Consider the following 12535-nt stretch of genomic DNA (forward strand, 5'->3'; position numbering starts at 1 on the left):
CGCCGGGCCCCGCCCGGTGCGCGCGTGCGGCGCACCGGGCGGGGCCGGTCACGCCCGGCGGCGGGCGACCAGCACGGCGTCGTGGATGGTGACCTCGCGGCCCTCCGGGTCGACCGTGGCCCGGGCCCGGGTCTCGGTGGCCAGCACCTGCCAGGCGGCGGGGTCGAGGGCGGACGCGACCTCCTCGGCGGTGTACATCGCGTCCGGGAAGTGCATCCGGTGGGCGGTGGTGCGCAGGTCGCGCGGGTGGTGCCCGACGATCAGCAGCGTCCCGCCCGGCGCGACCGCCGCGGCGAGCCGCGCGAACAGTTCCCGCCGCGCCGCGCCCGGCAGGTGCATGAACTGCGCCGACACCAGGTCGTACGCGCCCTCGGCCGGCGGCGTGACGCGCAGGTCGGCGTGCAGCCACTCGATGCGGTCGGCGACCTCGGGACCCGCCGCCGCGGCGTGGGCGGCGGCCCGCTCCAGGGCGGTGGCGGAGATGTCGACCGCCGTGACCCGCCAGCCCCGCCCGGCGAGCCAGCCGGCGTCGGCGCCCTCCCCGCAGCCGACGTCGAGCGCCCGGCCCGCCGGCAGCCCGGTCGCCTCCGCGACGAGCTGGGGGTTGGGCCGGCCGCTCCACACCGCCGGCCGGGCGCGGTAGCGCTCCTCCCAGGCGGCCTCCTCGAACATCGTCCGCGTCCGCTCCCGGTACGCGTCCACGGCGGCGCGACCCTCCTCGGCGACGAGGTCGGCGTTGACCGCCGCGCCGGCGGCCAGGCCCGCCGCGGCGGAGGCGACGACCTGGGCGCGTACGTCGGCCACGTTGCCCGCGACCCACACGCCGGGCACGGCGGTGGCTCCGGTCGGGTCGGCGGGCACCTGGCTGCCGATCACCTGCCCGCCGAACTCGACGTCGACCGGCTTGCACCCCAGCGACTCCAGCACCTCGGCGCGGGCGGTGAACCGGGGCGCGACGACCACCGCGTCGAGCGCGACGACCTCGCCGGAGGCCAGGCGTACCCCGGTCAGGGTGTCGTCGGTGACCTCGACGGCCGCGACCCGGTCCGCCACGACGGTGATCTCCCGCGCGGCGAGCCGCTCGACGTCCTCGGCGGCGAGCGTCGCGTCGTGCAGCAGGAGCAGCACGTGCGGGCTCCACTGCCGCCACAGCTCCGCCTGGTGCACGGCCGTCGGGCCGGTGGCGAGGACGCCGATGCGCCGGTCCCGGACCTCCCACCCGTGGCAGTACGGGCAGTGCAGCACGTCGCGCCCCCACCGCTCGGCCAGCCCCGGCAGGTCGGGCAGCTCGTCGACGAGCCCGGTCGCCACCAGCAGCCGCCGCGCCCGCACCTCCCGCCCGCCGTCCAGCGTGACCACGAAGCCGGTGGCCTCCCGGGCTGCCGCCTCGACCCGGCCGGCGACGATCTCGCCGCCGTAGCGGGTCACCTCGTCGCGGCCGGCCGCCACCAGCTCGGCCGGCGGGGTGCCCTCTCGGCCCAGGTAGTTGTGCACGTGCCCGGCCGGGGCGTTGCGCGGCTGCCCGGCGTCCACCACCAGCACCGACCGCCGCGCCCGGGCGAGGGCCAGGGCCCCGCTCAGCCCGGCCGCGCCCCCGCCGACCACCACCACGTCGTACGCCTCGTCCACCGCGCGCCTCCTTCGCTCGTCGTGCGCCCACCGTGCCGCGCGGCCCGCCGATCCGACAAGAGAAGTTGCCGGAACGGCAAAAGACCGGCCGGCCGGATGGCCCCGCCGGAGGGGATTGCGGGGCGCGTTACCTAGAACTACTATGCATTGCAGTTCTAGGGATAGGTGGTCGGATGCACATCACCAAGGACCTCGTCGCCGCCTCGGCGACGCCGCTCGTGCTGGGGATCCTCGCCGAGGGCGAGAGCTACGGCTACGCGATCCTCAAACAGGTCAACGAGCTCTCGGGCGGGCGGCTGGAGTGGACCGAGGGGCTGCTCTACCCGCTGCTGCACCGCCTGGAGCGGGTCGGGCACGTCGAGTCGTACTGGCAGACCCCGCCCGGGGGACGCCGCCGCAAGTACTACCGCATCACCGACCAGGGCCGGGCCGAGCTGGTCGAGCAGCACCGCCAGTGGGCCGCGGTCGTCGACGCCCTGCGCGGCGTCTGGAACACGACCCGGGCCATCAACCCGATCGTGGCACCGGCCTGGGAGGCGGGACGATGACCCTCGACAGCGACAGCGACCTGGAAGGCCAGATCGCCCAGTGGCGGACCTACACGCGCCGCCGCCGGGAGCTGCACCACGCCGACACCGAGGAGCTGGAGGACCACCTGCGCAGCCGGATCACCGAGCTGACCGAGGCGGGCCTGCGCACCGACGAGGCGTTCCTCATCGCCGTCAAGCGCATGGGCAGCCTCGACGAGCTGTCGCGGGAGTTCGCCCGCGAGCACTCCGAGCGGCTATGGAAACAGCTCGTCCTGCCGGGGGAGCCGGACGCGCCCGCCGCCGCCCGCACCCGCCGCGAGCTGCCCGTCATGGTGCTCTGCGCGGCCCTCGCGGCCCTCGCCATCAAGGTGCCGAGCTGGTTCGGGTTCGACCTGGCCGACGAGGACACCGACTTCTACGCCCGCAACCTGAGCCTGTTCGCGCTGCCGGCGCTGGCCGCGTACTTCGCCTGGCAGCGCCGGGTCGGCGTCCGCGTCGTCGGGGCGCTCGTGGCGCTGTTCGCCCTCGGCGGGGTCGCCGCGAACGCGTACCCGCTCGCCGGGGACTCGCAGTCCTTCGGGCTCACGGCGATCCATCTGCCGCTGGCGTTGTGGCTGGTCGTCGGCGTCGCCTACGTGGGCGGCGACTGGCGCTCCGAGCGGCGCCGGATGGACTTCATCCGGTTCACCGGCGAGTGGGTGATCTACTTCAGCCTCCTCGCCCTGGGCGGCGGCGTGCTCACGGCCTTCACCGCCGGCACCTTCCGGGCCATCGGCATCGACGCCGAACAGTTCATCAGCTCGTGGCTGCTGCCGTGCGGCGCGATGGCGGCCGTCGTCGTGTCGGCGTGGCTGGTCGAGGCGAAGCAGAGCGTCATCGAGAACATGGCCCCGGTGCTGACCCGCGTCTTCACGCCGCTGTTCGCGGCGACCCTGCTGGCGTTCCTGGTCGCCGTCGTCTGGACCAACAGCGGCATCGACGTCAAGCGCGACGTGCTCATCCTGTTCGACCTGCTGCTCGTCGTCGTGCTGGGCCTGCTGCTGTACGCCATCTCCGCCCGCGACCCCGCCGCCCGGCCCGGGCTGTTCGACCGCCTCCAGTTGGCGCTCGTCGTCAGCGCCCTGGTCATCGACGTCCTGGTGCTGGTGGCGATCACCAGCCGGATCGGCGAGTGGGGCTTCAGCCCCAACAAGACGGCGGCGCTGGGGGAGAACATCGTCCTGCTGACCAACCTGGCCTGGTCGGCGTGGCTGTTCCTCGGCTTCGTCCGGGGCCGCGCGCCCTTCGCCCGCCTGGAACGCTGGCAGACCCGCTACCTCGCCGTGTACGCCGGCTGGGCCTGGGTCGTCGTCCTGGCCTTCCCCCTCGTGTTCGACTTCGCCTGAGCCCCTGAGCCCCTGAGCCCCTGAGCCCCTGAGCCGGTCCGGTCGCCGTTCGCGCGGTGGCCGGGCCGGCTACGGCGTCCAGCGGATGTTGGGGTTCACCTGGCCGGTCCAGTTGAAGATGGCCATGTTGTCCCACTGGTTGCCGGTGCCGTTGATGTTCGCCGGGTCCCACCCGTTGCCGGGGACGGCGTACCAGGTCGGCTCCCAGTAGAAGACGCCGACGGCACCGGCGTCGCGGGCGGTGTTCTGCACCCAGGCGAACTCGGTGGCCTGCCCGCTCCAGCTCGCGGGGTGGCCGGCGCAGGGCTCGCCACCGTTGATCGAGTTCGGCTCGCCGTCGGCGTTCGCGGCGGTGAACGGGTACGCCGTCTCGGTGAGCACGACGGGCCGGCCGTAGCGGGACCGCACGTCGGTGATGACGTTGTAGAGGTTGGCCAGGCTGCCGTGCCACATGCAGTAGTAGGACAGGGCGGTCAGGTCCCACTGGACGCCCTTGGCCCGGATGCCGTCGTAGAACCAGCGCGCGTTGGCCATGCTGTCCGCGTTGGCGGTGTGGATGATCACCTGAGTGCCGCCGTTGCACTGCTTCGTCGCCTGGTAGCCGGCCTTGAGCAGCAGGCTGAGGTTGGTGAAGTCGTTGTTGACGACCTTGCCGTCGTTCCACAGCATGCCGACGTTGATCTCGTTGCCGATCTGCACGCTGTCCGGCGTGGTGCCCTGCGCCTTGAGGCTGGAGCAGACGTCGTAGGTGTAGTTGTAGACGTCCGTCTGCAACTGGCCGATGCCGTGGCTGGCCCAGGCGGCGGGCTTGTACTGCTTGCCCGGGTCGGCCCAGGTGTCCGAGTAGTGGAAGTCGATCATCAGCTTGAGGCCCTTGGCCTTGACCGTCCGCGCGTACGCCAGCACCCGGGCCTTGTTGTTCCAGCCGCTGGCGGGGTTGTTCCAGACCCGGAGCCGGACGTAGTTGACGCCGAGGCCCTTGAGGATGTCGAGCGGGTCCCGCGCCGTGCCGGCGGCGTCGTAATATCGCGCGCCGAGGTCCAGGCTGCGCTGCACGCTGGAGACGTCCGCGCCCAGCATGGTGAGCGTGTTCGCGGCGGAGGCCGGCGCGGGCGGCACGAGCAGGGCGGCCGGCAGGGCGACCAGCGCGAGGAACGCGGCGATCCAGGCGTGCGGGCGGGAGCGGTGCCGAGTCATCCCGACCTCCTCGGTGGCGGGCGCGGGGCCGGGGCGCGGCACCGCCGGACATCAATCGATGTCCATATATACCACAGGTGGCGGGCCCGTCAGGCGTTCCGCCCCGGGCGGTCGCCCGCCTCCGTCGAGGCGGCAGCCTGGTCGACCGGGCCCACCGCGAACGGGTGGCGCAGCCGCCGCATCGCCTCCTCGCTGCCGTCGAAGGTCACGCCCCGGTCGTCGAGGTCGTCGGCGGTCGGCGTGACGAGGAACAGGGCCGATCGATCGTCGTCGTGAAAAGTCATGCGGGAGTCCCGTTTCTGGAGAGGAAGAACCTGGGCGGCTGCGGGTGGTGTTGCCGCATGGTCCCAGTCGGCGCTCACACCGGCGCCCGATCACGATGCCCGACGGCGGAGGAACCTCCTGCCGACACCGTCACCCCGCACCATACCCGGCGACGCGCCCGTCCACGCCGGCCGGACGTCGCCGGCCTCAGTCCGTCGAAGCTCCCACCGTGGTCGCGGACGCCCGGCCCTCCTGCCGGGCCCGGTCGAGCAGCAGGTCGAGCCGCCGCTGCCGCCGCCGACGGACGGCCCGCAGCAGCAGGGCGACCGCGACGAGAACGACCAGCAGGCCGAGCTGCGGCCACGGCACCGCCCAGACCGTCACGGTGGCCGTGGCCTGCCGGACGTCGGCGACGGTCCCGTCGCCGAGCGCCGCCGGGGTCACCGTCACGGTCGTCCGCAGCGGGCCCAGCCCCCAGACGCCGCCGACGTTGGCCCGGGCCACGCGGCTGCCGCCGGGCAGCAGCTCCTCCACCTCGACGGTGGTGTCCCGCCTGGCGAGGCCGAACGCCTCCGAGACGGTCACCCGGCCCCGGCCGGAGGCCCAGACGTTGCCGCCGTTGGCCACCGCGTACCGCAGGCGGAGGGTGCCCGGCGCGAACGGGTTCCAGGACCGGGCGTACGTGGCGGTCACGTCGTCGACGGCCAGGGCCGCCGTGGCCGTGCCGCTGGCGCGCAGCATGACTCGGAAGCCGACCCGGCTCTCGACGGCGACCGTGCCGCCGGTGCTGGTGACCGACGCCGCGATGCCCGCCGGATGGTCGCCCGGCGCGGCGTCGGCGGGCACGGTGATCGTGAAGGGCACCACCTTCGTCTCGTTCGCGCCGACGGTGACCGTGTCGCGCACCGAGATCCAGGTGCCGCCGTCCTTCGACGTCTCGGTCGAGGGCAGCATGTTGAAACGGCCCTTGTCGGTGAGATAGCCGTCGGCGGCCTGGAGGCGGAACACCGCCCTGGCGGCGCTGAAGTTGCGCACGGCCAGGTGTTCCGTCACCACCTGGCCGGGGTCGAGGGTGCGCTCGATCCACCGCCGGCCGTCCGGGCCGTCCGGGTCGGCCGGCTGCACCGCCCAGGTCAGCTTCGGCGCGGCGGGTTCCGCGCCGGCACCGGTGGGCGCGACCGGCACGGCGACGAGCACCGCCGCCAGCACGGCGAGCAGCCTCGGCAGCGCCTGCGGCACGGAACGGATCATCGGGCGTCCTCCGGCGGGGTGCGGGGGCGGGACCGCTGCCGGCCCCGCCCCCGCGCGTGATCATTCGAACAGGGACAGGGTCAACGTCGAGGTGTACGCGCCCGCGGCGACGTCCGCCGGGGTGCGCAGGTACAGGTCGGCGTTGACCGAGTACGAGTCACCGGCGACCGCCCCCGAGTCGTACGTCGACATCAGCAGCTCCTGGTCGGCCAGGCCGACATTGTTGCCGGGCTGGGTCGGCTCGTCCAGGACGGTCACGACCTCCTCGCCCTCGGTGACCGAGCCGGTGGTGCCGCCGTCGATGAGCCGCGGCTTCCAGCCGAGGTGACCGGCGCTGATCGGGGCCTGCCCGGAGCTGCCGACGAAGTCGCTCGCGCTGCCGACCACGGCCCAGGCCGCGCCGGCCGGCACCTCGTCGGCGGTGCGGGTGTCGGTGACCGTCACCGTCGGCAGGGTGCCGACGAACTGGCGCACCAGCAGGGTCGAGCCGTCCTCGGACAGCGCGACCGAGTCGCCCGCGACCGACAGGGCGAGCACGCCCGGCTCCCGGATCTCCTCGATGTCGACCGTCACCCGGACGTCGGCGCCGTCCTCGGCCAGGGCCGGTGCCGGCAGCGCCGCCGTCCCGGCCAGGATGGCGGCCGCGGCACCCGCCGCGTACAGCCGCTTACGCTTCCATGTGTTCATGCGATCTCCGTTGACGTCCGTGTTTGATGGGGGTTGGTGGTCATCCGCCGCAGCTGAGGGCGGGGTGGTTGGCGGTGACGACGGTGGTGACGGTGGTGCCGTCGACGGTGCCGGTGGCGCGGATGGTGGCGGTGCCGGCGGGGATGGAGGTGGCGCGGGTGGTGAAGGACTGGTAGGCGTTGGTGCCGGGTGCGACGGCGGTGACGGTGCGGGTGCCGTAGGCGGTTTCGAGGGTGATGTCGACGGGTGCGGTGTGGCCGTTGGTGGCCTGTACGGCGACGTAGGCGCGGCCGCCGACGCAGCGCGTCTGCGCGCTCGCCGTCACCGGCAGCTCCGGCTGACCGGTCGCGGCCGCGAACTTCCAGGAGTCGAGCTCGAAGAGGTCCGCCCCGGCGGGGCCCGAGTAGGTGAAGTAGACGTCGTGCACGCCGCTGACGCCCTGGAGCGCGGCGGTCACCTCGGCCCACTCGCCGGCGGGCGTGTCGACCTCGACCGTGCCGACCACGGGGCCCGCCACGTCGTCCAGGCGCACCTGCACCCGGCCGCCGGCGGCCAGCGCCCGCACCTTCGCCGTCACGCTCGCCGCGCCGGCCGTGCCGAAGTCGACGGACGACAGCGCCGTCCAGTCGCCGTTGTCGATGTCACGCACCACCAGGTTCGGCGCGGAGGTGCCGAACTGGGCGGAGCCGCCGTCGACCTTCGCGGTCGCGATGCCCTTGCTCCAGCCGAAGGTCTCCGCCTCGAACAACCGGTACGGGTCGAAGTCGCGGACCTGGTCCACGCCCGCGTAGGTGCCCACGACCTGCTGGATCGTGCCGTCCGGGTTGAACGTCAGCTCCTGGATGTGCGGGCTGCGGTAGCCCTGCGTGGTGTTGCCGTTGATGCGCTTGTTGAGCGTCGGGGCGTGGTAGGTGAAGTAGTACCTGCCCCCGAACTCGAACACCGACTGGTGGTTGTTGCCGCCCGTGCCGGCGCCGAAGAACTGCGACTGGTTCGGGAACAGCACGCCCGCGTAGGTCTCCTTCGGCCAGGACATCGGGTCGTCGGAGATCAGGTAGCCGATCTGGCCGCCGCCGGGGTAGCCGGGCAGCGGGGTCTGGTTGCCGCCGAAGTCCGCGCCCCCGAAGTGCGACGAGTACGACAGGTAGTACTTGCCCTGGCGCTTGAAGACCTGGGCCGCCTCGAACGAGACCGGGGTGTCGACCACCACGGCCGAACCCTGGGTGGAGACCATGTCGTCGCCGAGCCTGATCGCCCGGATGTTCTTCGGGTTGTTGAAGCGCTCGGCGGCCGGCATGCTCGTCGACGCGGGGCCGCCACCGAAGTAGAGGTAGCCCTGGCCGTCGTCGTCCACCAGCGGGGCCGGGTCGAACTTCCACGCGACGTCCTCGGCACCGGGGGTGCTGCCGTTGATCAGCGTGCTCGTCCGCTCGCTGGTCCACGGGCCGAGCGGCGAGTCACCCGTGATCACGTTGCTCGAACCGCCGCCGTTGGCGTAGTAGAGGAAGAACTTCTCCTTCCCGTTCACCGTCTTCTTGGCCATGCCCGGCGCCCACGAGTTGCCGGTGAACGGCGCGACGCCGTTCGGGCCCGCGACCTGGATCTCGCCGTGGTCCGTCCAGTTCACGAGGTCCTCGGACGAGATCAGCGTGATCTGGTTGATGTTGCCGTAGTTGATGCTCGGCGAGATGCCCGTGACCGGGTCGGGCGCGTAGCCCTGGGTGTCGTTGGTCATGTACAGGTAGACCCGGCCGTTGTGCACGAAGCCGAAGCCGTCGGCGCCGAACTTGTGCCCGATCAACGGGTTGTGCTCGCCGGGCAGCTTGCCGACGACCTCGATGGTCCTCGACGGCGGCGGGGGCGGCGGCGCGCCGATCACCGACACGTCGTCGAGCGTGAAGTCCATGAGGTGCAGGGCCGGGTCGGTGGACGGCGTGCTCGTCCACGGCGTCTCGAAGAAGATCCGGGCCGTCGACACGCTCTGGGACGCCGGAATGGTGAACGTCCCGTTGAACTGCGCCCACTGCCCCTTCGTCGCGACCACGCTCACCAGGTTGGTGTAGGTGGACCCGCCGTAGTGCATGGTGGCGAAGAACTGCTTCGTCGCCGGCCCGGCCTCGTTCTCGTACTTGATCCGGGCCGTCAGGGCGTAGGTCTGCCCGGCCTGCACCTTGCCGCTGAGATCCTGCATCGGCCCGGAACCGGTCGTCGCCCGGCCGGTGACGAGCGCCGCGCCCGACCCGGCGTAGGCGTCCGACGTCGCCGACAGCGTCGCGCCGTCGGTCGAGTTGCCGTTGTTCACGAACCAGTTGGCGACGCCGGCCTCGAACCCCCCGTTCACGATGAGGTTCTCCTCGGCGGCCTGGGCCGGCGCCGACGTGGCGACCAGCCCCGCGGCCAGCATGGCGCCGACCGCCGCGATCGCGGTCACCCGTCGCCGGGTAGCCCCTCGCAAGCGTTGTCTCACTCGGTGTGCTCCTTCGTTGGGACGTGCACTGGTGGTGGGTCGCCGGCCCCTCTCGGGCCGGTCGGCTATGCGCCGCAGCTGAGGGCGGGGTGGTTGGCGGTGACGACGGTGGTGACGGTGGTGCCGTCGACGGTGCCGGTGGCGCGGATGGTGGCGGTGCCGGCGGGGATGGAGGTGGCGCGGGTGGTGAAGGACTGGTAGGCGTTGGCGCCGGGTGCGACGGCGGTGACGGTGCGGGTGCCGTAGGCGGTTTCGAGGGTGATGTCGACGGGTGCGGTGTGGCCGTTGGTGGCCTGTACGGCGACGTAGGCGCGGCCGCCGACGCAGCGCGTCTGCGCGCTCGCCGTCACCGGCAGCTCGGGCTCGGCGCGGAGCACGCCGAGCCGCGCCAACTGGAAGCTGAGCGACCGCTGCGGCGCGTCGATCTGGTTCTGGGTGCCGAACCGGCCGGCCCGGGCCGCCTTGGCGGTGGCGAGCGCGGCCCGCATCGCCGCCCAGGCGTCCGCCGGGTAGTGCCGGCTGTCGAGCGTCTCGGCGTGCGCGATGGCCGCGTCGAGCGCGCCGGTGTCCAGCGGCAGGCCCTGCGCGGTCAGCGTGTCGCTGAGCAGGTAGTGGTCGAAGTCGACCCGCCCGCCCGTGGCCTGCGTGGCGTAGTTGAACAGGCCGACCCGGTGGCCCATGAAGTGCGCGAGGCTGCCGTCGAGCGTCTGCGGGCCGACCCGGTTGCCGAGCTGCGTCCAGGTGAGCCCGTCGAGGCTGTAGTAGAAGGTGGTCCAGAGCTGCCCGACCGGCGCGGCGAAGTCGAGATCGGCCTTCACGTGCACCACGGTCGCGTCGCCCAGCGGCACCGTCGTACCCGGCAGGAAGCTCTCCAGCGCGGCCTGGTCGAGATCGACCGCGAACGGCTGCCCCCGGTTGACCACGCCGAGGGTGTTCTGGCCGTCGACGCGCTTGACCGCGACGTACGAGAAGCCCCGGTTGTAGGCGGCCAGGCCGGCGACGTCGCCGTTGCGCATGCCGGAGATGTCCATCCGGGTCTCGGCCGACTGGCGCGGGCCGAAGGTGCGCTGCGACAGGGTGTTGCGCGCCTCCTCGAACCAGGCGAGTTCGGCCCGGTTCGACAGCTTCGTGTAGACGTACTGGCCGGTGACCACCTTGCCGGTGGTCAGGCGCAGCCAGCCCTCCCGGTCGGTGAGCGACCAGTACCGGTTGTCCGGAGCGTGGTTCCACTCCCAGGCCAGGTCCAGCCGCGAGCCGTTCGGGGCGATCTCCGCCTCGGTCGGGTGTTCGGTGGTGACGGGCTGCCCGACGACCGAGACGTCGTCGATCAGGTATTCCACCGTGGACGACGCCGGCTGCGGGTTGCCCCACGGCGTCTCCACCGCGAACTTGACGTTGGCGAGGTTCGCCGTCGCCGGGAACGTGTACTGGCCGGTGACCGTCGTCCACTGGCCGACGGGGACGGTGCCGAAGGTCATGACCTGCACGCCGGAGCCCCAGTCGGCGGCCAGGTTGAACCGGACGCTGGCCGGGCCCGAGGTGTACTTGATCTTCGCCGACACCGTGTAGGTCACACCGTGCTGGAGCTTGCCGGCGAGATTCTGGTGGGGGCCGGAGCCGTTGAGCGTGCGGTTGCCGACCCGCAGCGCCGCCGCGCCCGAGGCGGCGTCGGCCGGCTCCAGGGCGAGAGTCGCCCCGAACTGCGCGGCCCACGGCGAGACGCTGCCGGACTCGAAGCCGGCGTTGCCGAGCAGCTCGACGCCGAGGAGCGACTCGTCGAGGTCGGGCGGCGTCGGGATCGTCCACTCCTCGTCCTGGTACGCCTTGTGCGGCGCGTCGTTGGCGAAGTCGTCCGAGGCGACGATGCTCTTCTGCCGTTCGAGGGCCTCCTCGGCCGGGCTCAGCCGGATCGGCTTGGTGAACGCGCCGTCGACCGGCACGACCCCGTTGTTGCCGAACGTCGGCCACCCGCCGGACCAGGTGGCGGGGATGAGGGCGGGGATGCGGCCGATCGGGAACGTGTCGCGGAAGAACATCCCGTGCCAGTCCGTCCCGCCGCCGGCGCGCGCGACCGGCACGAGGCTGCCCTGGGCGAAGCCGTTGGAGTTGAGCACGCCGCGCGCCTCGTAGGTGTTGACCCCGCCGGCCGAGGTGTACCTCCCGAGCAGGTCCTTCGAGCGGAACATGACGACCTGACGCCCCTGGCCGGAGGGCCAGGTGATGATGACGGCGTAGTACCAGCCGTCGATGTGGTAGAACTGCGCGCCCTCGAACAGGCCGCCGATGAACGGTTGGCCGGCGTAGTCGGCCGCCGTGAAGATGTTCGGGTAGTCCTGCTCGATCGCGGTCAGGCCGGCGTTGAGGCGTACGGCGCTGGTGCCGCCCGAGCCGTAGAAGATGTACGGCGTGCCGTCCACGTCGAAGAAGAGCGACGGGTCGTGCAGGCCACGGCCGAGGGCGGTGCGCTGCCACGCGCCGTTCTCGATGTCGTCGGTGCGGTAGATGTACGCGCCGTTGAGGTTGTTGGTGTTGAACGCGACGTAGTACATGCCGTCGTGGTAGCGCAGCGACGACGCCCACTGCCCCTGCCCGTACGAGTTCTGGCCGTTGCGCAGGGAGAACGAGTCGCCGATGCTGGCCCGGTCGAAGACGTAGTTGACCGTCTCCCAGTTGACGAGGTCGTACGACTTCATGATCGGTGCACCCGGGCTCAGGTGCATCGTCGTGCTGATCATGTAGTAGATGTCGCGGCCCTCGTCGTTCTCGGCGGCCGGGACCCGCTCGACGCTGATGTCCGGCACGTCGGAGCGCAGCAGCGGCACGGTGTACGTGCCGTCGCCCCGGTCGGTCGACGTGTGCGACGACTCCGGGGACCACTCGTCGGCCGCCTGCGCCGCTGTGCCGATCGTCACGACACCGGCGCACAGGAGGAGCGCCCCCACGGCTGCCAGTGAGACCCGTCGTAGCCCTCCGGAGGCACCACGACCCACGGTTACTTTCATGCGAACTCCTGCCGCCAACGTAACGGGAGGTTCATAGTGTTATCGCTCACATGCGGTGTCAAGACGTTCCCGAGACTTGCCGGAAATCTTCGTGAAACAGTCGCCGCCCGGCGTGGAAGCGCT

Annotated in this window: 9 protein-coding genes; 2 read left to right on the top strand and 7 right to left on the bottom strand. The window is 72.2% G+C overall.

Annotated features, from left to right (window positions below; all coding sequences use genetic code 11):
• Positions 1 to 48: 48 nt before the first annotated feature.
• On the bottom strand, positions 49 to 1629 hold the full coding sequence (locus tag LPA42_RS05040; protein ID WP_077935874.1) for a bifunctional NAD(P)/FAD-dependent oxidoreductase/class I SAM-dependent methyltransferase: 1581 nt from the start codon (positions 1627 to 1629) through the stop codon (positions 49 to 51).
• A 173-nt stretch (positions 1630 to 1802) separates the two neighbouring features.
• Here LPA42_RS05040 and LPA42_RS05045 point away from each other — a divergent pair, with 173 nt between their 5' ends.
• Positions 1803 to 2177 carry a PadR family transcriptional regulator gene (locus LPA42_RS05045; protein WP_077935875.1) on the top strand — a complete coding sequence of 125 codons (375 nt, stop codon included), beginning with the start codon at positions 1803 to 1805 and terminating at the stop codon, positions 2175 to 2177.
• Complete coding sequence (locus tag LPA42_RS05050) at positions 2174 to 3544, top strand: permease prefix domain 1-containing protein (protein ID WP_077935876.1); 1371 nt, start codon at positions 2174 to 2176, stop codon at positions 3542 to 3544. The genes LPA42_RS05045 and LPA42_RS05050 overlap by 4 nt, the downstream gene beginning before the upstream one ends.
• A 69-nt stretch (positions 3545 to 3613) precedes the next feature.
• Here the strand turns inward: LPA42_RS05050 and LPA42_RS05055 are convergent, their stop codons facing one another.
• The 6 genes from LPA42_RS05055 to LPA42_RS05080 all read right to left on the bottom strand — a co-directional run bounded on the left by LPA42_RS05055 (position 3614) and on the right by LPA42_RS05080 (position 12412).
• A complete protein-coding gene (locus LPA42_RS05055; RefSeq protein WP_043963826.1) occupies positions 3614 to 4741 on the bottom strand; it encodes a glycosyl hydrolase 53 family protein in 1128 nt (375 codons plus the stop codon).
• Between the two features lie 89 nt (positions 4742 to 4830).
• A complete protein-coding gene (locus LPA42_RS05060) occupies positions 4831 to 5025 on the bottom strand; it encodes a hypothetical protein (RefSeq protein WP_077935877.1) in 195 nt (64 codons plus the stop codon).
• A gap of 187 nt (positions 5026 to 5212) precedes the next feature.
• Positions 5213 to 6256, bottom strand: coding sequence for a hypothetical protein (locus LPA42_RS05065; RefSeq protein WP_077935878.1), 1044 nt, complete (start codon positions 6254 to 6256; stop codon positions 5213 to 5215).
• Between the two features lie 60 nt (positions 6257 to 6316).
• Positions 6317 to 6943 (bottom strand): hypothetical protein, encoded by a 627-nt coding sequence (locus tag LPA42_RS05070; protein ID WP_077935879.1) that lies wholly within the window; start codon positions 6941 to 6943, stop codon positions 6317 to 6319.
• A gap of 40 nt (positions 6944 to 6983) precedes the next feature.
• Complete coding sequence (locus LPA42_RS05075; RefSeq protein ID WP_228986361.1) at positions 6984 to 9374, bottom strand: family 43 glycosylhydrolase; 2391 nt, start codon at positions 9372 to 9374, stop codon at positions 6984 to 6986.
• A gap of 101 nt (positions 9375 to 9475) precedes the next feature.
• On the bottom strand, positions 9476 to 12412 hold the full coding sequence (locus tag LPA42_RS05080) for a family 43 glycosylhydrolase (RefSeq protein ID WP_228986362.1): 2937 nt from the start codon (positions 12410 to 12412) through the stop codon (positions 9476 to 9478).
• Positions 12413 to 12535: the final 123 nt, after the last annotated feature.

It is taken from the genome of Micromonospora sp. DH13 (assembly GCF_020873825.1).
Taxonomy (GTDB): domain Bacteria; phylum Actinomycetota; class Actinomycetes; order Mycobacteriales; family Micromonosporaceae; genus Micromonospora; species Micromonospora haikouensis.